Origin of the sequence: Nocardioides thalensis (genome assembly GCF_013410655.1) — a bacterium.
GTDB lineage: Bacteria > Actinomycetota > Actinomycetes > Propionibacteriales > Nocardioidaceae > Nocardioides > Nocardioides thalensis.
In genome coordinates, this window is the sequence record NZ_JACCFP010000001.1 from 3,573,119 (window position 1) to 3,591,447 (window position 18,329).

General features: G+C 71.0%; 23 protein-coding genes and 1 tRNA gene. 8 read left to right on the forward strand and 16 right to left on the reverse strand.

What is annotated here, in order from left to right:
* Positions 1–47: 47 nt before the first annotated feature.
* Positions 48–1,709 (forward strand): DNA repair helicase XPB, encoded by a 1,662-nt coding sequence (locus HNR19_RS17365; RefSeq protein WP_179669077.1) that lies wholly within the window; start codon positions 48–50, stop codon positions 1,707–1,709.
* 1 nt (position 1,710) lies between these two features.
* Here HNR19_RS17365 and HNR19_RS17370 read toward each other — a convergent pair whose 3' ends face one another.
* The 3 genes from HNR19_RS17370 to HNR19_RS17380 all read right to left on the reverse strand — a co-directional run bounded on the left by HNR19_RS17370 (position 1,711) and on the right by HNR19_RS17380 (position 3,103).
* Complete coding sequence (locus HNR19_RS17370) at positions 1,711–2,430, reverse strand: hypothetical protein (RefSeq protein ID WP_179669078.1); 720 nt, start codon at positions 2,428–2,430, stop codon at positions 1,711–1,713.
* Positions 2,431–2,473: 43 nt separating this feature from the next.
* Positions 2,474–2,743: a DUF2087 domain-containing protein gene (locus HNR19_RS17375; RefSeq protein WP_179669079.1), complete on the reverse strand. Its 270-nt coding sequence runs from the start codon at positions 2,741–2,743 to the stop codon at positions 2,474–2,476.
* 63 nt (positions 2,744–2,806) lie between these two features.
* Positions 2,807–3,103 carry a chorismate mutase gene (locus HNR19_RS17380; protein WP_343047256.1) on the reverse strand — a complete coding sequence of 99 codons (297 nt, stop codon included), beginning with the start codon at positions 3,101–3,103 and terminating at the stop codon, positions 2,807–2,809.
* A 53-nt stretch (positions 3,104–3,156) separates the two neighbouring features.
* On the opposite strand from HNR19_RS17380, the gene HNR19_RS17385 reads away from it, so the two are divergent.
* A complete protein-coding gene (locus HNR19_RS17385) occupies positions 3,157–3,774 on the forward strand; it encodes an HD domain-containing protein (RefSeq protein WP_246303537.1) in 618 nt (205 codons plus the stop codon).
* A gap of 13 nt (positions 3,775–3,787) precedes the next feature.
* On the opposite strand, the gene HNR19_RS17390 is transcribed toward HNR19_RS17385, so the two are convergent.
* Together HNR19_RS17390 and HNR19_RS17395 are read right to left on the reverse strand one after the other, a co-directional pair.
* A complete protein-coding gene (locus HNR19_RS17390) occupies positions 3,788–4,603 on the reverse strand; it encodes a hypothetical protein (protein WP_179669080.1) in 816 nt (271 codons plus the stop codon).
* Positions 4,603–4,980, reverse strand: coding sequence for a hypothetical protein (locus HNR19_RS17395; protein ID WP_179669081.1), 378 nt, complete (start codon positions 4,978–4,980; stop codon positions 4,603–4,605). The genes HNR19_RS17390 and HNR19_RS17395 overlap by 1 nt, the downstream gene beginning before the upstream one ends.
* A 93-nt stretch (positions 4,981–5,073) precedes the next feature.
* On the opposite strand from HNR19_RS17395, the gene HNR19_RS17400 reads away from it, so the two are divergent.
* Positions 5,074–5,445, forward strand: coding sequence for a hypothetical protein (locus tag HNR19_RS17400; RefSeq protein WP_179669082.1), 372 nt, complete (start codon positions 5,074–5,076; stop codon positions 5,443–5,445).
* An 8-nt stretch (positions 5,446–5,453) separates the two neighbouring features.
* Here the strand turns inward: HNR19_RS17400 and HNR19_RS17405 are convergent, their stop codons facing one another.
* On the reverse strand, positions 5,454–6,173 hold the full coding sequence (locus HNR19_RS17405) for a UTRA domain-containing protein (protein WP_179669083.1): 720 nt from the start codon (positions 6,171–6,173) through the stop codon (positions 5,454–5,456).
* 122 nt (positions 6,174–6,295) lie between these two features.
* Between HNR19_RS17405 and HNR19_RS17410 the strand changes: the two genes are divergently transcribed.
* A complete protein-coding gene (locus HNR19_RS17410) occupies positions 6,296–6,910 on the forward strand; it encodes an alpha-ketoglutarate-dependent dioxygenase AlkB (RefSeq protein WP_179669084.1) in 615 nt (204 codons plus the stop codon).
* On the opposite strand, the gene HNR19_RS17415 is transcribed toward HNR19_RS17410, so the two are convergent.
* From HNR19_RS17415 to HNR19_RS17440, 6 genes are all read right to left on the reverse strand, one after another.
* Complete coding sequence (locus HNR19_RS17415) at positions 6,911–7,471, reverse strand: LemA family protein (protein ID WP_179669085.1); 561 nt, start codon at positions 7,469–7,471, stop codon at positions 6,911–6,913. It abuts the gene before it with no gap.
* A gap of 60 nt (positions 7,472–7,531) precedes the next feature.
* On the reverse strand, positions 7,532–9,307 hold the full coding sequence (locus HNR19_RS17420; protein WP_179669086.1) for a DUF2207 domain-containing protein: 1,776 nt from the start codon (positions 9,305–9,307) through the stop codon (positions 7,532–7,534).
* 47 nt (positions 9,308–9,354) lie between these two features.
* Positions 9,355–10,146 carry an inositol monophosphatase family protein gene (locus HNR19_RS17425; RefSeq protein WP_179669087.1) on the reverse strand — a complete coding sequence of 264 codons (792 nt, stop codon included), beginning with the start codon at positions 10,144–10,146 and terminating at the stop codon, positions 9,355–9,357.
* Between the two features lie 90 nt (positions 10,147–10,236).
* On the reverse strand, positions 10,237–10,827 hold the full coding sequence (pth, locus tag HNR19_RS17430) for an aminoacyl-tRNA hydrolase (RefSeq protein WP_179669088.1): 591 nt from the start codon (positions 10,825–10,827) through the stop codon (positions 10,237–10,239).
* A 110-nt stretch (positions 10,828–10,937) separates the two neighbouring features.
* The gene (locus tag HNR19_RS17435) at positions 10,938–11,603 is read right to left on the reverse strand and encodes a 50S ribosomal protein L25/general stress protein Ctc (RefSeq protein WP_179669089.1); all 666 of its coding nucleotides are present in this window, start codon (positions 11,601–11,603) and stop codon (positions 10,938–10,940) included.
* Between the two features lie 196 nt (positions 11,604–11,799).
* Complete coding sequence (locus tag HNR19_RS17440) at positions 11,800–12,447, reverse strand: maleylpyruvate isomerase family mycothiol-dependent enzyme (protein WP_179669090.1); 648 nt, start codon at positions 12,445–12,447, stop codon at positions 11,800–11,802.
* Between the two features lie 66 nt (positions 12,448–12,513).
* Here HNR19_RS17440 and HNR19_RS17445 point away from each other — a divergent pair, with 66 nt between their 5' ends.
* Positions 12,514–12,945 carry a MarR family winged helix-turn-helix transcriptional regulator gene (locus HNR19_RS17445; protein WP_179669091.1) on the forward strand — a complete coding sequence of 144 codons (432 nt, stop codon included), beginning with the start codon at positions 12,514–12,516 and terminating at the stop codon, positions 12,943–12,945.
* A gap of 148 nt (positions 12,946–13,093) precedes the next feature.
* Here the strand turns inward: HNR19_RS17445 and HNR19_RS17450 are convergent, their stop codons facing one another.
* The gene (locus HNR19_RS17450; protein ID WP_179669092.1) at positions 13,094–14,074 is read right to left on the reverse strand and encodes a ribose-phosphate diphosphokinase; all 981 of its coding nucleotides are present in this window, start codon (positions 14,072–14,074) and stop codon (positions 13,094–13,096) included.
* 230 nt (positions 14,075–14,304) lie between these two features.
* Between HNR19_RS17450 and HNR19_RS17455 the strand changes: the two genes are divergently transcribed.
* Positions 14,305–14,787, forward strand: coding sequence for an LppU/SCO3897 family protein (locus tag HNR19_RS17455; protein ID WP_179669093.1), 483 nt, complete (start codon positions 14,305–14,307; stop codon positions 14,785–14,787).
* A gap of 18 nt (positions 14,788–14,805) precedes the next feature.
* Here HNR19_RS17455 and glmU read toward each other — a convergent pair whose 3' ends face one another.
* Both glmU and HNR19_RS17465 read right to left on the reverse strand, forming a co-directional pair.
* Entirely contained in the window at positions 14,806–16,272 is a 1,467-nt protein-coding gene (gene glmU / locus HNR19_RS17460) for a bifunctional UDP-N-acetylglucosamine diphosphorylase/glucosamine-1-phosphate N-acetyltransferase GlmU (protein ID WP_179669094.1), read from the reverse strand.
* A gap of 396 nt (positions 16,273–16,668) precedes the next feature.
* Positions 16,669–17,085: a hypothetical protein gene (locus HNR19_RS17465; RefSeq protein WP_179669095.1), complete on the reverse strand. Its 417-nt coding sequence runs from the start codon at positions 17,083–17,085 to the stop codon at positions 16,669–16,671.
* Positions 17,086–17,230: 145 nt separating this feature from the next.
* Between HNR19_RS17465 and HNR19_RS17470 the strand changes: the two genes are divergently transcribed.
* Positions 17,231–17,305, forward strand: a tRNA-Gln gene (locus tag HNR19_RS17470).
* Between the two features lie 26 nt (positions 17,306–17,331).
* On the opposite strand, the gene HNR19_RS17475 is transcribed toward HNR19_RS17470, so the two are convergent.
* The gene (locus HNR19_RS17475) at positions 17,332–17,733 is read right to left on the reverse strand and encodes a VOC family protein (RefSeq protein WP_179669096.1); all 402 of its coding nucleotides are present in this window, start codon (positions 17,731–17,733) and stop codon (positions 17,332–17,334) included.
* 124 nt (positions 17,734–17,857) lie between these two features.
* On the opposite strand from HNR19_RS17475, the gene HNR19_RS17480 reads away from it, so the two are divergent.
* Positions 17,858–18,328, forward strand: a complete 471-nt coding sequence (locus tag HNR19_RS17480; RefSeq protein ID WP_179669097.1) for an SRPBCC family protein — start codon at positions 17,858–17,860, stop codon at positions 18,326–18,328.
* Position 18,329: the final 1 nt, after the last annotated feature.

Consider the following 18,329-nt stretch of genomic DNA (forward strand, 5'->3'; position numbering starts at 1 on the left):
AGATGAGCCGACTCGGGCATCCACCGCAGGCTCCGTAGACTCGTCCGGTGACCGACGGCCCCCTCATCGTGCAGAGCGACAAGTCGCTGCTGCTCGAGGTCGACCACCCGCAGGCCGCCGACTGCAGGCGTGCGATCGCTCCGTTCGCGGAGCTGGAGCGCAGCCCGGAGCACATCCACACCTACCGGCTCACGCCGCTCGGTCTCTGGAACGCCCGCGCCGCGGGGCACGACGCCGAGCAGGTGGTCGACACGCTGCTGAGCTACAGCCGCTACGCCGTGCCGCACAGCCTGCTCGTCGACGTCGCGGAGACGATGGCGCGCTACGGCCGGCTGCGGCTCGACAAGCACCCGACCCACGGCCTGGTCCTCACCTCCACCGACCGGCCGGTGCTCGAGGAGGTGCTGCGCGCCAAGAAGGTGCAGGGCATGCTCGGCGAGCGGCTCGACGACGACACCGTCGCCGTCCACCCGAGCGAGCGCGGCAACCTCAAGCAGGCGCTGCTCAAGCTGGGCTGGCCGGCCGAGGACTTCGCCGGGTACGTCGACGGCGAGGCGCACCCGATCGAGCTCGCCGAGGACGGCTGGTCGCTGCGCGACTACCAGGCCGACGCGGCGGAGTCGTTCTGGCACGGCGGCAGCGGCGTCGTCGTCCTGCCCTGCGGCGCCGGCAAGACGCTCGTCGGGGCCGCCGCGATGGCCCACGCCAAGGCGACCACCCTCATCCTCGTGACCAACACCGTCAGCGCCCGGCAGTGGAAGGACGAGCTGGTCCGCCGTACGTCGCTGACGGCCGACGAGATCGGCGAGTACTCCGGCGCCGTCAAGGAGATCCGGCCGGTCACCATCGCGACCTACCAGGTCGTGACGACGAAGCGGAAGGGCGTCTACCCGCACCTGGAGCTGTTCGACGCCCGCGACTGGGGCCTGATCGTCTACGACGAGGTGCACCTGCTGCCCGCGCCGATCTTCCGGATGACCGCCGACCTCCAGGCCCGGCGCCGGATCGGCCTCACCGCCACGCTGGTGCGCGAGGACGGCCGCGAGGGCGACGTGTTCTCACTGATCGGGCCCAAGCGGTACGACGCGCCCTGGAAGGACATCGAGGCGCAGGGCTGGATCGCGCCAGCCGACTGCGTCGAGGTGCGGGTGACGCTACCGGAGGCGTCGCGGTTGACCTACGCGACCGCCGAGCCGGAGGAGCGCTACCGCCTCGCCGCGTGCACCCGCGAGAAGGTCGGCGTCGTCAAGAGCCTCGTCGCCCGGCACTCCGACCGGCCGACGCTGGTGATCGGGCAGTACCTCGAGCAGCTCGAGGAGCTCGGCGAGGAGCTCGACGCGCCCGTGATCACCGGAGCGACGTCGGTCAAGGAGCGGCAGCGGCTCTTCGACGGGTTCCGCTCGGGCGAGATCGGCCTGCTGGTGGTGTCGAAGGTCGCCAACTTCTCGATCGACCTGCCGTCGGCCGAGGTCGCGATCCAGGTGTCCGGCTCGTTCGGCTCCCGCCAGGAGGAGGCCCAGCGCCTCGGCCGGCTGCTGCGACCCGGCGACCCCGGTCCCGACGGCGAGCGCAAGGTCGCCCACTTCTACACGCTCGTCTCGCGCGACACGGTCGACGCGGAGTTCGCACAGAACCGCCAGCGGTTCCTCTCCGAGCAGGGCTACGCCTACCGGATCGTCGACGCCGGCGACGAGCTCGCCGAGACCTGAGTCAGGCGAACACGTCGTCGAGGTCGGCGTCGACCTCGAGGATGTCGTTCTCGAACCCCAACGCGGGGTGGCTCGTCTCCCCCACCGGGGCAAGTCGTACGACGATGCCGGTCTGGACGTCGAGAGTGACGTCGTAGTGGTCGGGATAGACCGTGCCCACCGGGATCGGCTCGCCCGCGTTGTCGACCTCCCAGGACACCTCGCTCCACAGCAGCTCGCAGCAGCCGCACTGCGGGTCGTAGCCGGGGAGCGCCCACAGGTCGGCGCGCCACGAGGGCCGGCCGCCGACGCTGTCCTCACGTGGGTTCCGTACGTCGACGCTGTGGCTGAGCTCGTGCGGGTCGAGCATCGCCACCCACTGGTAGTTGCCCCACATCGGGTCTCCGTAGCAGAGCTGCCAGTCATCGGGCCGTGCGCTGACCAGGCCGTCGGCGCGCAGGGGCGGCGCCACCTGGTCGGGCGTCAGCCATTCCGGCTCGCTCGGGGGAGCCGGCGGAACGCCGTTCGTGCTGAACATGACCACAGCGGAGCCGCCTGCTTCCTCGGCGACCCGGTGCCGCCGGCCGTCGGCGTCCACGACGAGCAGGTCCCCCGGCCGCCGTACCCACGCCTCCACCTCGCCACCGTCGCTGCGGTGCCGGAAGTGCAGGGTGCGCCAGCGCCACGGCGAGCTGCGCGCGAGCGCGAGGAACGCGTCGACGGACAGGACGGGCTCGGTCACCCCGCCACCGTCGCACGCCGACCGGCCGCCTGCAGAGCGGGTTTCAGACCTCGACGGTGCCGCCGGAACGCCAGTAGACGTTGTCCTCCCGGGTCAGGAATCCCTCGTCGACGAGGTAGCGCCGCAGCGCGGCGTGGTCGTCGTGGATCCCCTTCAGCACCGCGTCGACCTCGCTCTCGGCGTACGTGAGCCCGGGCTCGAACCGCTGAGCCACGTGGTCCAGCACGGCCCGCCGCTTGAGGTGCCGCGTGGGCATCTGCAGCAGCCGCCCCTCGGGAGAGAAGAACCGCTTGAGCATCTCTCGATCCTCCATGCCCCCATCGTGCCCGGCCTGCCGGAGGCGGTCACGCGGATTTCCGGGCCAGGGCGGCGGACCTCAGACCTCCTCGAGGAACTGGCGGTGGTTCTGGATGACCTCGGCGATGATCAGGTTGAGGAACTGCTCGGCGAACTCCGGGTCGAGGCCCGAGCTCTCGGAGAGCGCGCGGAGCCGCTCGATCTGGACGGCCTCGCGCGCCGGGTCGGCGGGCGGCATGCCGGCCCGGGCCTTGAGGCGACCGACCTGCTCGGTGCACTTGAACCGCTCGGCGAGCAGGTTGACCAGCGCCGCGTCGAGGTTGTCGATGCTCGACCGCAGCCGCTGCAGCTCCTGACGTGCCTCCTCCTGGTCCACGGCACCATCCTTACGCCCCTGCGCAATTGCGCGCAGTGGGTTTCAATAGGCGGATGGACGAGGGCAGACCGAGCTCACCACCTCCGCCAGCGTGGCCCCTCCCCGACGGGGAGGGGCTTCGTGACGAGCTGGTGGCGGCGTACACCGCGCCCGGGCGCAGCTATCACGGCATCGGCCACCTGCGCGCCGTGCTGGAGCGGCTGGCCGAGCTGGCCGCCGGCGGCGTGGCGTTCGACGAGGTGCCGGTGCAGCTGGCCGCGTGGTTCCACGACGCCGTCTACGACGGCGAGCGGGACGCCGAGGAGCGGTCGGCGGCGTGGGCGGAGGAGACCCTGCCCCCGCTGACCGACTCGGCGACCGTCGCGGAGGTGTGCCGGCTGGTGCGGCTGACCGAGGCGCACGACCCGGCACCCGGCGACGCGAACGGCTGCGCGCTGTCCGACGCCGACCTCGCGGTGTTGGCGCTGCCGGAGCCGGAGTACGCCGCGTACGCCGCCGCGGTGCGCGCGGAGTACGGCCACCTGACCGACGAGGTCTTCCGCAAGGGCCGGACCGCCGTGCTGACCTCGCTCCTCGAGCGGCCGCTGATCTTCCGCACGGCCCACGGCCGCGAGCACTGGGAGGAGCGGGCGCGGGCCAACATCGAGCGCGAGCTGGCCGAGATCGGCTGAGCCGCGCCGACGGCTACCAGGAGCCTCCACCGCCGCCCCGGAGGTCCGCGCCGCGGCCGAGGACGACGTCCAGCAGGTCGAGGAACACCTCGAGCCGCGCGCGCTGCTCCTCGACCCACGCCGCCACCTCGTCGCGGAGCCGCAGCAGCGTCTCGACGATCTCGATCACCCGCTGCACGTCCTCGACGATGTCGGTGACGACATCGATGCCCTTCAGCGCGATCTCCGCGGCGAGGGCGACCGCGCCCGGCCCGAGCAGGCGGGTCAGCACCTTGGTGACCAGCCGTCGGCCACGCTCGACCAGCTCCATCACCAGGCCCTCGACGCGCACGGCAAGGCGCTCGCTGTAGTCGGCGATCTCGTCGAAGACGACCGACCCTCGCGCCACCACCTCGCCCAGACCGCGGGCGGCCACGGCCTGGACCTGCAGGCGCACGAGGTAGGACGACGCCGCGGCGCCGCCCCAGCGCGGGTCGACGCCGAGCGAGAGCCGCACCACGTTGCCGCCGTACGTCGAGAGCGCGTCGCGGACGTGGTGGGTGGCGGCGGCGTTCTGCCGGATGCGCACGTAGTCGCCGGTGAGCGGCCGGACCAGGAGGTCCTCGAGACTGCCCTCGGGGAGCTTGGGCAGCCCGGCCCCGAAGCCGTTGAGGACGTCGACGCCGCGGTTGATGGTGTCGCGGATGCCCGACAGTCCGTTGTCGAGCGCCACGAACTCCGGGTCGTGCCGGAGCGTGCGGTCGCCGCCGTCGGGCTCGGGGAGCTCGAGCGGGTCGGCATCGAGCAGGCCGGTGCGCCCGGTCAGGTCCTCGAGGAACGAGTCGCTCATCAGGCCACCACCGGCAGCACGTCGGCGACCCACGCGTCGACCGTCCGCAGGTCGGCGGTGGTGGCCACCACCCCGTCGTGCAGGTCGTCCCAGTGGTCGCGTCCGACCCGCTCGACGGTGCCGAGCACGCTGGTGAGCACGTCCATCAGCTCCGCCAGCGGCCGCAGGAGGCAGACCGGGCTGGGCTCGAAGCCCGCGCGCTGGCACACCCAGGTGCGGGCGTACCCGAAGATCTCGGCGTACTGGGCCGCGAGCGCGTCCATCTCGCGCGGCAGGTGCTCGAGGTCGGTCCACGACGTCACGTCGATGTCGCCGTCGGCCAGCAGGTCGCTGGCGACGGCGTCGGCGACGCCCGAGGGACTGAGGTCGTCGGTCATGTGATGCCTCTCGTCGGTCGCCTCCGGCACGGCGACGGCTACCGGCGCTGTGCCCGGACCCGCCGCGACTTGAAACAGCCGCACAATGGACCTGTGGACGAGAGCGTGATCTTCGCGGCGCGAGCGCGCGTGCTGGCCGACCTCGAGGCCCACGGCCTGGCCGGGCCGGCCGCAGTCTCGCTCCTCGACGAGGCGTGCTCGCAGCGCCGGTGGTGGCTCGAGCAGTGGGGCGACGGCGAGCCGTACGTCGCCGGGCTGGTCGCGCAGGACGTGCAGGACGCGCTGCGCGACGGTCTCCCGTCCGACGACCCCGCCGGCCGGTGGCCGGTCTGCGAGCGCTGCGGCGACAGCCCGGTGCATGCGCTGCACATCGATCCCGACCTCGGCGGTCCCGACCCGACCTGGGTCTGCGAGGAGAGCGGCGTGACCGTCGCGCCGCTCGGGGAGCTCGGGCACGCCCGCTGAGAGCCCGCTCAGTCGCCGAACTGGAGCCAGAGGGTGTGCTGGTCGGCCGGGTAGACGCTGCGCGTCACCTCGATCGGGATGTCCTCCCACAGGGCGCGGCGGTTGTGGCGGATCACGACCGAGCTCGCGTCGATCTCGAGCAGCTCGCTCTCCTCCGCGGTCGCGGTCCCCGCGGAGACCGAGTCCTCGGCCCAGGTGGGGCGGCGGCCGCGGGAGGCGAGCTCGTCGTACAGGCTCGCGGGGAGCTCGCCGTCGAAGAGGTTCGGCACCAGGGTGTCGTTGAGGAACGCGTCGGAGAGGCAGACCGGGCGGCCGTCGGCCAGGCGCAGCCGGCGCCAGTGCAGCACCGGCTGGCGCACGCCGATGCCGAGCGCCCGAGCGACGCCGTTCGCGGCGCCCACGCGGTCGGCGATGAGGGTGCGCGACTCCGCGACCACGGCGCGGCGCTGCATGTCCTCGGTGAAGCTGCTGATGCCCGTGGGCACGCGGCGGGGCCGGGCGACGAACGTGCCGCGGCCGGGGAAGCGCTCGAGCACGCCCTCCACCACGAGGGCGTCGAGGGCCTGGCGCACGGTCATCCGCGCGACCCCGAACCGGTCGACCAACTCACGTTCCGACGGGGCCGGAGCGCCGGGCGCTGACGCCAGTGCCAGATTCCGGACGTACTCGCGGATCGTCACGTGCTTCAGCTCCCGACGGGCAGCGACCCCCTGCTGTCCCGTCTCCACCCCAGGAAGGTTAGGGCCGGCTCGGCCGCGCGTCCGGAGAACCGGGAATTCTCAGCACGCCCGCAACAAAGCGCCGCACGGCCTACCCGAACACGTGTTCGATCTCGTGCTAGCGTGGTCGGGTGGACGTGCAGACCACCCTTTTCGGATCAGCGACCGGCACCGCCCCCGACTTCACCGGCCTCGAGCGGCGGCCGCTGACCGAGGGCGCGTGGGTCGACGTGTGCCGCGGCTGGCTCCCCGAGGCCGACGACGTCTTCGCGACGCTGGTGCGCGACGTCCCGTGGCGAGCCGAGCGGCGCAAGATGTACGACCGGGTGGTCGACGTGCCGCGCCTCGTCTACACCTACATGATCGGCGAGCAGCTCCCCCACCCCGTGCTCGAGGCGGCCCGCGAGTCGCTCAGCGACCACTACGAGCCCGAGCTCGGCGAGCGGTTCCGCACCGCCGGGTGCTGCTACTACCGCGACGGCCGCGACAGCGTCGCCTGGCACGGCGACCGCATCGGCCGCGGCAACACCCACGACACGATGGTCGCGATCGTCTCGGTCGGCGACCCGCGCAGGCTGGCGCTCCGACCGGTCGCGGGCGGCGACTCGATCTCCGTCGAGATGGGCCATGGCGACCTGGTGGTGATGGGCGGCAGCTGCCAGCGCACCTGGGAGCACGCGGTGCCCAAGGTCGCCTCGGCCGGACCGCGCCTGTCGATCCAGTACCGACCGTTCAACGTCTTCTGATCAGAACTCCACGCCCGGGGCGGCGGTGTGCTCCGTCGGCGCGTCGTAGAACTCCCGCTCCTTCACGCCGGCGACGCCGGAGAAGAACATCCACGGGATCGTGCGCACCGACTCGTTGAGCTCGCGCGTGGCGTCGTTGTAGTACTGGCGCGCGAACGCGATCTGGTCCTCGGTGGTCGCGAGCTGCTTCTGCAGGTCGAGGAAGTTGGTGTTGGCCTTGAGGTCCGGGTAGGCCTCGGCGACCGCGTTGAGCCTGACCAGGGCCTGCGAGAGCTCGGCGTCGGCGGCGGCCTTGGCCGGGACGCTGTCACCCGCGGCAGCGGCCTGCACGCCGGCGCGCGCCCGCGTGATCTCCTCGAAGACCTCGCGCTCGTGGATGGCGTAGCCCTTCACCGTCTGCACCAGGTTGGGGATCAGCTCGGCCCGTCGCGTCAGCTGGACGTCGATGCCGCCCAGCGCCTCCTCGGCCGCGACGTCGGCCTTGCGCAGCTTGTTGAAGCCGATGACGAAGAACCCGACCAGCAGGACGACGACGACGACGGCGATGATGATCCAGATCATGGGCGGAACCCTCTCTCGGATGGTGGTTGCAATCTAGCCCGCTTCGCGCCCGGAGGCGGCTCACCAGGAGCCGCCGCCACCTCCACCGCCGCCGCCTCCGCCGCTGAAGCCGCCGCCCCCGCCGGAGGACGACGAGCGCTGGGTGGCGTCGTACGACGAGATGGCGCTCCCGAGCGTGGAGTCGAAGTCGTCGACCATCGAGTCGACGTCGAACCCGCCGCCCCCGGCGACGTAGCCCGCGCCGAAGTAGGCGGGCGCGGGCGGCTCCTCGCCGGTCTCGATGCGGTACTTCTTGGCCCACTCGTCCGCGCAGTCGAACGCCACTGCCCACGGGATGTAGGCGGTGTAGAGCTCCTTGCGCCCCGCGAAGTCGAAGCGCTCCTCGGCCGACGTCGTCGAGAGGATCCGCTTGAATCCGCCGATCCGCGACCACAGCTCGCGGCCGGCGGCGGTGCGCTTGGTCGCGGCACCCGTCTTCAGCAGCGGTACGCCGGCCGCGGCGAACGCGGCGGGGATCAGCCCGACCGCCGTAATCCCGAGCGGGTTCCAGATCGCGATGGCGATCACCGCGGCGAAGCCGAGGAGCACGAGCAGGCCGCCGAACCCGCCCATGCCCGCGCGGACCACCAGCCCCTCGCTGCTCGCCCACGCCTTCACCTGGGAGTTGAATCCGTCGATCTCGGTCTTGAGCCGCTGGCCGGCCGAGACGTCCTTGCGACCGGCGACGAAGCTCGTGCCCGGTCCGCTCAGGAGGCTCGCGATGCCGGTGGTGACGTGGTCGAGACCGGCCCACCCGTGAGCGCCGTTCTTGTCGGTGATCGTCCAGCCGTCGGGGTGGCGCTGGAGGTCGACGGCGCCGTGCTCGGCCGCGTGCAGCAGCGTCGCGACGTACGCCTGCCGGTTCACGCCCTCGGTGAGGATGTAGTTGGCCTGCGCCGGGCCGATGCCCTCCGGCGGGGCGTACATGAGCGGGAACCGCGGCTCCTTCTCGTGCGCGAGCCACGCGAGCCAGGTGCCGGCGCACGCCAGCAGCAGGGCGATGCCGATGACGATCACCAGCACCGGGACGCTGGTGCCGAACACGCGGTCGAAGCGCGGGGTCCACGGGAGCGTGTCGACCTCGGGCGTCGGCACGTCCTGCCCGGCGAGCAGGGTCACCGGCGTCTGGTCGTCGAGCGGCCCGGTCGTGACGGTGATCGTCTGGGTGCCCTCGCCCTGGATCCTCCGGCACGGCGTCGCGCCGTCGGACTCCTCACCCCACCCGACCAGGCACTGGACGTCCTCGGCCGCCGCCGGCAGCCGCACGGTCAGCCGGGACTCCTGGATGTCCTGCTGCCAGCCGCCGGGGATGAGGTTCCAGTAGAACTGCGACGGGGTGCTGACCTCGTCCTCGTCGCCGTCGGTCAGCACAGCGGGCATCGTGTAGGAGATCTCGTAGACGTGCTCGCCGAACGCGACGTAGGAGTCGGGGTCGCCGATCTTGAGCACGTCGTAGCGGCCGTCCTCGACGAGCTCCTCGAACTGCACCTCCTCGCCGTCCATCGTGACCTCGGCGTCCTCGACGAAGTAGCGCAGGTGCGCGTCGTTGGGGTCGGTGCGGTCGAAGAAGCGGAAGATGCCGTGCCGGTCGTAGACCGGGAAGTCGACGGTGATCGTCTCGACGACGTCCATGCTGCCGTCGTCGTCGACGGTGAAGTCGGCGACGTACGACGTGATCGTGGTCGGTTCCTCGGCAGCGTCCGGGGCGTCGCCCTCGAGGCCGTAGAAGGCGGCGGGGACGAGCAGGATCAGGGCGAGGACCCCGAAGGCCACCAGGGAGCCGATGATGCGGCGCATGGCGCAAGGCTAGGGGTACGGCGGCCGCGGTCGCCGTACTTGCAAGCTCAGTCGGTGCCGTGCTTGGCGATGAACTCCAGGATCGCCTCGGAGAGCTCCGGGCGGCACACGATCACGTCGGGGAGGTAGACGTCCTCCTGGTTGTAGAGGAGGTCGCTCCCGTCGACGCGGCTGGTGAACAGGCCGGCGGCGCGCGCCACGGCGACCGGCGCGGCGGAGTCCCACTCGTACTGGCCACCGGCGTGGACGTAGGCGTCGGCGACGTCGCGGACGACCGACATCATCTTCACGCCGGCCGAGCCCATCGGCACCAGCTCGGCGTCGAGGTCCTTCGCCAGCGCCTCGACGAAGGCCGGCGGACGGCTGCGGGACACGGCGATGCGCGGACGGTCCGACGTACGGGCCGGCACCTGCGGGGGGGTGCCGGTGTTGAACGTCTCGCCCAGCGCGGGCTGCGCGACCGCGCCCGCCGTGAGCGTGCCGTTCTCCCAGAGGGCGACGTGCACGGCCCAGTCGTCGCGCGGCGGCTCGGAGAACTCGCGGGTGCCGTCGAGCGGGTCGACGATCCACACCTTGGCGGCGCGGAGCCGGGCGCTCTTGTCGCTCGCCGTCTCGAGCGCCTCCTCCGAGAGGACCGCGTCGTCGGGACGGTAGGTCGCGAGAAGCTCCATCAGCAGCTCGTGGGCGGCGCGGTCGCCGGCGTCCTTGAGCTCCTTGCCCTCGAGGCCCTCTCCCCGCACCTCGAGCAGACGGCGGCCGGCCACCTCCGCGAGCCACGCGGCGAACCGGTGGTCGTCGGCAACGATGTCGTCAGCAGGGGTGCCAGGCTCGAAAGTCACCGCCAAAGAGTAGACCGGCGCGATTGGCGCCGGTTCGGCGGTCTGGCCGCCAGACAACCTTGCCCGGCGCGAGCCTCGACACGCTCGGCCCTAAGAATTGTACTTCTGCTGGGTCCGCTCGAGGCCCTCGAGCACCAGGCACTCGACCGCGTCGGCGGCGGTGTCGACCTGGAACGGGAGCTCCTTGCGCTCGGTGCTGGAGTAGTTCGACAGCACGAAGTCGGCGACCTCCTGCCGGCCCGGCGGGCGACCGATGCCCGCGCGCACGCGGTAGAAGTCGCCGGTGCCGAGCGAGGAGCGCATCGACTTCAGCCCGTTGTGGCCGTTGTCGCCGCCGCCGAGCTTGGCACGCAGGGTCCCGAAGGCGATGTCGAGCTCGTCGTGGATCGCGACGATCCGCTCGGGCGGGACCTTGTAGAACGTGGCGAGCGCCTTGACCGCGCCGCCGGACTCGTTCATGTAGGTGCGCGACTTCGCGAGCACGACGCGCGGACCGGGCGTGCCGGGCGCGCCGAACCGGCCCTCGACCACCTCGGCGCGACCGGACTTGTGGGCGCGGAAGCCGCTGCCCATCCGGCGGGCGAGCTCGTCGACGACGAGGTAGCCCACGTTGTGGCGATGGCCGGCGTACGACGGGCCGGGGTTGCCCAGCCCGACCACCAGCCACACGTCGTCAGTCATGGCGTCATCGTCTCCTGCCGCACTGTCGCCCCAAAACGGGGTTCTCCCCGCCGCGCCGGAGCGCAGCGGGGAGAGGAGGCGACCCAGCATCTGCCTGAGTCGCCGGAGGATCACTCGGAGTCGCCACCGTCGGACTCGGCCGCAGCGGCCTCCTCCTCGGTCGGGGTGTGCTCCTCCTTCTCGATGCCTGCGTCGGCCTCGGCCTCCTCGAGCTCGGCCTCGAGAGCCTCGGCGGACTGCTGCTGGGTCACGTTGACGACCAGGGTCTCCGGGTCGGTGAGCAGCGTGGAGCCCGACGGCAGCGGGAGCGAGCCGGCGAGGAACTGGGTGCCGGCCTCGGCGCCGGTGATGTCGACCTCGATCGACTCGGGGATGTGGGTGGCCTCGGCCTCGAGCTGGATGGTCGTGGCGTCGGTGACGACGAGCGTCTCCTTCGCGGCCTCGCCGAGCAGGACGATCGGGACGTCGACGGTGACCTTCTCGCCGCGCTTGACCACGACGAAGTCGACGTGCTCGAGGGTACGGCGGACCGGGTCGACCTGGACCTGCTTGGTCAGCGCGAGCTGGGACTTGCCCTCGATCTCGAGCTCGAGCAGGGCGTTGGCGCCGCCGTGCTTGATCGCCATCATCGTGTCGTGGCCCGGAAGGGTCACGTGGATCGGGTCGTTGCCGTGGCCGTAGAGGACCGCGGGGACCTTGTCCTCGCGGCGGATGCGGCGGGCCGCGCCCTTGCCGAACTCGGTGCGCGTCTCGGCGACGATCTTCTCGGTGCTCATGCGATCTCCTCTTTCATCGGGTGGGGTTCCCGGCGAGGAGTTCCGCGCTTCTCTGGCCCGATGACCGGCGGGCGCGCGGCGACGTACGAGACGTACCGGCCCAGTCGATCACGGAGTCACAGAAGCGGGTGCTCCCTCGCCGAGGCAACCGCAGAATCGTAGCCGCGACCCGGCGAGCCGTACAAAACGAGACCGCTCAGGCGACCCGCACGCTCCCGACGCCGTCGCCTTCGACGAGATCGGCCGCCGCGGCGCGGCCGGTGACGAGGAGGAGCAGCTCCTGCATCGGTGCGCGCACCTCCGGGCCGCTGCCGTGCGACCAGTCGACGTCGCTGGCGACCAGCCGGACGCCGGCGACGGGGTAGCCGAAGATCTTCTGGTGCTTCGCCAGCGAGCGATCGGCGCCGATCGCGGCCGCGTCGGGCGGCATGTCGTAGGAGCGGCCGAGGGGGCGCATCGCGTCCTGGGTGTGGACGAGGGTGTCGACCAGCGCCTCGAGCGGCGTGGTCATGGGCGGGAGCCGGCGGGCCTCGGCGTAGACCTCGAACTGTCGGAGGATCTCGTCGGCCGGTGCGCGACCACGCCGCTGGCCGTCGATGAGCCCGGCCTTGTTGAGGTCGAACCCGCCGCGGATCATCGCGGGCAGGAGCGTCCGGAGGTGGTGCTGTGGATGGGCGATCGCGTGCGCAGAGACGTCCTTGACCGTCCACCCCGGACACGCCGACGGGGCCAGCCACTCCTCCTCGCTCAGCGCCGCGAGCATCCCGCCGAACGCGCGCCGCTCGGCGGCGACGAACCCCCACACCTTCTCGTAGTCCATCGCCGCCTCCAGGCGAGTTGGCAAGAACCTCTGACTAAATAGTCAGATACACTGACTACCTTGTCAAGGGCCGACGCGGAGGGAGATCGGATGGACCAGCCGGGCACGGGGGTGCTGATGTTCATCGCCCACCGCTACGCCGAGAGCCAGATCTTCGCGACGCTCGCCGAGGAGGGACACGGCGGCGTCACGCTGGCCCAGGGACGGCTGGCGGCCAGGATCAACGAGGGCGGCAGCCGGCTGACCGAGCTCGCGGAGGCGGCCCAGGTCACCAAGCAGACCGCCGGCTACCTCGTCGACCAGCTCGAGCAGCTCGGGTACGTCGAGCGCGTCCCCGACCCGAGCGACGGCCGCGCCCGCCTCGTCCGGCTGTCCGACAAGGGACTCGAGGTGCAGGCCGCGGCGCGGCGGATCGAGGAGCGGATCGAGGCCGAGTGGGCCGCCCACCTCGGGCCGCGGCGCTATGCGGAGCTGAGGAAGGCACTGATCTCCCTGCGGGAGATCACCGACCCCTACGCCTGATCACTTCTTGTCGAACAAGCACGAGCCTGGCCCTGCCAGGGTCGTCCGGTGCGTGCAGCTGCAAGGCGGAGGGCCGAAGGCGGCCTTTGAGCGAAGCGGGGCGTCGAGCGACGACAACGCGGCCAGCGCGCCCTTCGGGCGGCGCTGGTCAGGCTTGGCCGTCGAACATGGAGGTAACGGAGCCGTCCTCGAAGACCTCGCGGATGGCGCGGGCGACGAGCGGCGCGATCGACAGCGTGGTCAGCTTGTCGAACTGCTTCTCGGCCGGCACCGGCAGCGTGTTGGTGATGACGATCTCGGTGGCGCTGCTGTTCTTGAGCCGGTCGACCGCGGGCTCGGAGAGGATCGCGTGGGTCGCGGCGATGACCACGCCCGCGGCGCCGTCGGCGACCAGCGCCTCGGCGGCCTTCACGATCGTGCCGCCGGTGTCGATCATGTCGTCGGTCAGCACGCAGATGCGGCCGGTGACGTCACCGACGACGCGGTTGGCGACGACCTCGTTGGCGACGTCGTTGCGGCGGGTCTTGTGGATGAAGGCCAGCGGCACCCCACCGAGCGCGTTGGCCCACTTCTCGGCGACCTTGATCCGGCCCGCGTCGGGCGAGACCACGGCGAGCGACTGGTCGCCGTACTTCTCCCGGATGTGGGTGGCGAGGAGCGGCAGCGCCATCAGGTGGTCGACCGGGCCGTCGAAGAAGCCCTGGAGCTGGTCGGCGTGGAGGTCGACGGTGATGATCCGGTCGGCGCCGGCCGTCTTGAACAGGTCGGCCATCAGCCGGGCCGAGATCGGCTCGCGGCCGCGGTGCTTCTTGTCCTGGCGCGAGTAGCCCCAGAACGGCATGACCACGGTGATCCGCTTGGCCGAGGCGCGCTTCAGCGCGTCGACCATGATCAGGTGCTCCATGATCCACTCGTTGATCGGAGTGGTGTGGCTCTGGATGACGAACGCGTCGCAGCCGCGCACTGACTCGGCGTAGCGGACGTAGAGCTCGCCGTTGGCGAAGGTGCGGGCCTCGGTCGGGACCAGCTCGGTCTCGAGGAGCTCGGCGACCTCGTCGGCCAGCTCGGGGTGTGCTCCTCCGGAGAAGACCATCAGGTTCTTCTCGGTGGTCCGCTTCAGTCCGCTCACGCGTTGCTCCCCTGGGCGCCGGAGTGGGTACGTCGGTGATTCTGCCGTGCTTGGTCGTCAGTGCCCAACCGGCGGACGCTCCTGTGAGACACGCCGCGTTCACCTGGCCGTCGTGCAGACCTCGTCACGTCCTGCAATGCGGGCTGAGCGGGCGTCCGGTTGCCCTACGATTCGTCCGTCTCGCCGGGGACACCCGAGACGCCCCGGCCGAAAATCGGAAGGCCCGGATCATGCTCAAGAGAATCATCGGCATCGGAGTCGCGATCGCGATCGGTCTCGGCTGGTGGGGCTTCAGCACCTGGAAGGCCAAGTCCGACGCGCCCGAGGTCGGCAAGTGCGTCGTGCTCAGCGGATCGACCACCGACGCGGACGTGGAGGAGGCCGACTGCGGCGGCGACGACGTGCTGTTCAAGGTGATGGCCGACGACGGCGACTGCGACACGACGGAGGCGTCGTACACGGTCGAGGTCAACGGCAGTGACGCGGTGAGCCTCTGCCTCGACTGGGCGGTCGAGGACGGCACGTGCGTGAAGGCCGGCAACGCGACCGAGTTCGACAAGATCGTCGAGTGCTCGGAGAAGTCGGCGACCCCGGGCGAGATCGTGCAGATCGTCTCGACCCAGGACGGCGCCGATGCCACGTGCGGCAAGAAGGAGACGCCGCTGCCGAACACGAAGCGCGACTACACCTTCTGCGTCATCGACAACGCCTGACCGGCGTCTGACCGAAGGTCAGTCCTCCGCGGCCGCCTCGCCCGACTCATCGTCGGCGAGCGCGGCCGCGGCTGCTTCCGCCTGGGGCGTGCCCGCGCGGCGCGCCTGCGCCCAACCGGGGATGTTGCGCTGCGGGCCCTGGCTGACCGCCAGCGCACCGGGCGGCACGTCCTTGCGGACGACGGTCCCGGCGCCGGTCGCGGCGCCGTCGCCGATCTCGACCGGCGCGACGAACGTGTTGTTGGACGCGGTCCGCGCGTGGCGGCCGACCTTGGTGCGGTGCTTGGTGACGCCGTCGTAGTTGGCGAAGATCGTGCCTGCCCCGATGTTGGTGCCCTCGCCGATCTCGGCGTCGCCCACGTAGGACAGGTGCGGGACCTTGGCGCCCGCACCGATCTGCGCGTTCTTGGTCTCCACGAACGCCCCGATCTTGCCGTCAGCGCCGAGCCTGGTGCCCGGCCGCAGGTAGGAGAAGGGTCCAACCGACGCGCCGGCCTCGACCTGCGCGAGCTGGGCGTGGGTGCGTACGACGCGCGCCCCCTCGCCGATCTCGCAGTCCTCGAGCGTCGTGTCGGGCCCGATCACCGCGTCCTCGCCGACCGTCGTCGCCCCGAGGAGCTGGGTGCCGGGCAGGATCGTGACGTCCGGAGCGAGCGCGACGTCGGCGTCGATCCAGGTCGTCTCGGGGTCCATCACCGTCACGCCGTCGCGCATCCACCGGGTGACGATGCGGTGGTTCATCTCGCGGCCGAGCGCGGCCAGCTGGGCGCGGTCGTTGGCGCCCTCGGTCTGCCAGACGTCGTCGATGGGCAGCGCGGTCACGGTCAGCCCGCTCTCGCGCGCGAGCTTCACGGCGTCGGTCAGGTAGTACTCGCCCTTGGCGTTGTCGTTGTCGATCCGGGTGATCGCGTCGGACAGGAAGGCCGCGTCGAGCGCCAGGATCCCGGAGTTGATCTCGGAGATCTCCTTCTGCTCGGGCGTCGCGTCCTTCTCCTCGACGATCGCGACGACCTCGCCGTCGGCGTCGCGCACGATCCGCCCGTAGCCGAACGGCTCGGCCACGACGCCGGACAGGATGCTCACCGCGGCCTGGGCCGCCTCGTGCTCGGCCGCGAACGCCTTGAGCGTCGCCCCCTCGAGGAGCGGCGTGTCGCCGTACGCGATGAGGACGGTGCCCTCCCGGAGCTTGCGTCCTGCGGCCTCGAGCGCCTCGAGCGCGACACGTACGGCGTGGCCGGTGCCGAGCTGCTGCTCCTGCACGGCGAGCACGGCGTCCGGGAGCTCCTCGCTGATGTGCGGGCCGACGAGCTCGCGCTGGTGGCCGATCACCGTGCAGACGCATGCCGGCTCGACCGCCGAGACCGCGCGCAGCACGTGGCCGACCATGCTGCGCCCGACCACCCGGTGCAGGACCTTCGGGGTCTTGGACTTCATCCGGGTGCCGCCCCCAGCGGCGAGCACGATGACGGTGAGGTCGGTGGTCATTCGTCGGAGTCTAGGGCGACTGCCGGAAGTTGCCGAAGTCTGCGAAGCCGGGCACTTCTGACGCATCCGTGGGTGATCTTGGCGACGAGTCCATCGGTTCGCCGATGGGCGACCTCCGGCTGCACACGCCTCGGTGGACACGTTTCAAGCAGGCACCAACAACGACTGCGTGCCACCGTTTGTCGCGCTCGGGCGTCGGGCGGCTGCCCCGCGCCCGGTTGGTTATCGATAACCAACCCGCCTCGGTCTGGTCGTGTGCCTGCGGCCTATCCGATCCGGGTCGTGTGCCCGGGAACGTCGATATGCAGGTTCTCGGGCACACAGCATCGTGGACCGGTCCGCGACCTCAGGCCCGGCGCGGCGGCCGCCGTACTTGCTCCCGGAGGCCGACGGGCTTCAGATGCGTTCGGCGTGGACGGCCTTTGCGAGCTCCTCGGCTCGCTTGGTCCAGAGCTTGCCGAGTCTGAGCGCGAGGCCCTGGCCGTCCGGCATCCAGACGAACACCGTTGGCATGGCTCCCCGCTTGAACTCGGTTGAGGCATCGGCTAGCGGGAGCTCTGCCACGATCTCCTTCGTCGGCTGCAGGGTGAACGGGTTCTTGTCGACGATGACAACCCGGCGGTCAGTAACGACGACGAACGCCTCCGCGTTCATCGCCGCACGCGGAAGCAGTTGCTTGCCTGCGCCGACGACGTTCCTGAGGGTGGCCGCGCGTTGAACGTTCTGCGCCATGATGAAACTGAGGAAGCGAACGCTCTCGTTCGCCTCCAGTCCGACACGATCGATGATCTTTCGTCGAGTGCTTTCGCGCATGTCCCCTCCGGCTCTACCGGCCGGCAAGCGTGTCGATGCCAGCGGGATGACCCTAGTGCGCCGCGGCCCTCGAAATGCGCCCGTCCGGTCCGGTCTCTCGCCAGATAGGCTCTGCCTCGCAACGTCGGGCGCGCCCGGCCGCTAATCCCCGGTTGGTCTGCTGGCACGGCCGGGCGGACTTTGAATCCGTCTTTCGTAGGTTCGATTCCTACCCGGGGAGCCGCGTTCGTCGATTATCGACCTGCCTCAGGAGGTGGCCTCGACCTCCGCCTCCGACCGGAGGATGCAGAACTCGTTGCCCGCCGGGTCGGCGAGGACCACCCAGCCGGTGCCGGGACCGTACTTGCCGCGGTGGTCGGCGACGACCGTCGCGCCGTGGGCGAGCAACCGGTCGAGCTCCTCGTCGCGGGTGCCCTCGACCGGCCGCAGGTCGAGGTGGATGCGGTTCTTCACCGTCTTCTCGTCGGGCACCTCGATGAAGAGCAGCCGCGGGCGCACCCCCGCGGGGTCGACGATCATGCACTCCTCGTGGCCCGGCAGGTTGGGGTCGCCGGGCACGTCGGTGTAGCCGAGCACCGGCTTCCACCACTCCGAGAGCTCGTAGGCGTTGGCGCAGTCGACGGTGGTGTGCGAGATGAAGGAGGTCACCGGGCCAGCCTCGTTCGGACCGGCGCCGTCCACAACGAGTTATCCGCCCGACCCCGTATAGCGCGCACCGAGCGGGTACCGCACCACGAGAAGCGAATGTGCCGATCCCGACGAGGAGGAACGCATGAGCACGATCGAGAAGTCCGTCACGGTCGACGTCCCGCTGCGGACGGCGTACGACCAGTGGACCCAGTTCGAGACGTTCCCGCAGTTCATGGACGGCGTCGAGGAGGTGCGCCAGCTCGACGACAAGCACCTGCACTGGAAGGCCAGCATCGCCGGCGTCACCCGCGAGTGGGACGCCGAGATCGTCGACCAGACCCCGGACGAGCGGATCACCTGGCGCTCGCTGGACGGCACCAAGAACGACGGGACGGTCTCCTTCGCGCAGAACGCCACCGACGGCACCACCCGGGTGACGCTGCGGATGGAGTTCGAGCCCGAGGGCATCGTCGAGAAGGCCGGCGACGCGCTGTCGATCGTCGAGCACCGGGCGTCCGGCGACCTCGAGCGCTTCAAGAAGTTCATCGAGGAGCGCGGCTCCGAGACCGGTGGCTGGCGCGGTGAGGTGAACCCGGGCTTCCCGTCCAACTGAT

Bases quoted from the DNA above. Each gene is read 5' to 3' on its own strand.
- HNR19_RS17415 (WP_179669085.1), bottom strand. From the start codon at position 7,471: ATGATCTGGATCATCATCGCCGTCGTCGTCGTCGTCCTGCTGGTCGGG.
- HNR19_RS17420 (WP_179669086.1), bottom strand. From the start codon at position 9,307: ATGCGCCGCATCATCGGCTCCCTGGTGGCCTTCGGGGTCCTCGCCCTG.
- HNR19_RS17465 (WP_179669095.1), bottom strand. From the start codon at position 17,085: ATGCGCGAAAGCACTCGACGAAAGATCATCGATCGTGTCGGACTGGAG.
- glmU (WP_179669094.1), bottom strand. From the start codon at position 16,272: ATGACCACCGACCTCACCGTCATCGTGCTCGCCGCTGGGGGCGGCACC.
- HNR19_RS17445 (WP_179669091.1), top strand. From the start codon at position 12,514: ATGGACCAGCCGGGCACGGGGGTGCTGATGTTCATCGCCCACCGCTAC.
- HNR19_RS17385 (WP_246303537.1), top strand. From the start codon at position 3,157: ATGGACGAGGGCAGACCGAGCTCACCACCTCCGCCAGCGTGGCCCCTC.
- pth (WP_179669088.1), bottom strand. From the start codon at position 10,827: ATGACTGACGACGTGTGGCTGGTGGTCGGGCTGGGCAACCCCGGCCCG.
- HNR19_RS17390 (WP_179669080.1), bottom strand. From the start codon at position 4,603: ATGAGCGACTCGTTCCTCGAGGACCTGACCGGGCGCACCGGCCTGCTC.
- HNR19_RS17480 (WP_179669097.1), top strand. From the start codon at position 17,858: ATGAGCACGATCGAGAAGTCCGTCACGGTCGACGTCCCGCTGCGGACG.
- HNR19_RS17435 (WP_179669089.1), bottom strand. From the start codon at position 11,603: ATGAGCACCGAGAAGATCGTCGCCGAGACGCGCACCGAGTTCGGCAAG.
- HNR19_RS17455 (WP_179669093.1), top strand. From the start codon at position 14,305: ATGCTCAAGAGAATCATCGGCATCGGAGTCGCGATCGCGATCGGTCTC.
- HNR19_RS17395 (WP_179669081.1), bottom strand. From the start codon at position 4,980: ATGACCGACGACCTCAGTCCCTCGGGCGTCGCCGACGCCGTCGCCAGC.
- HNR19_RS17375 (WP_179669079.1), bottom strand. From the start codon at position 2,743: ATGGAGGATCGAGAGATGCTCAAGCGGTTCTTCTCTCCCGAGGGGCGG.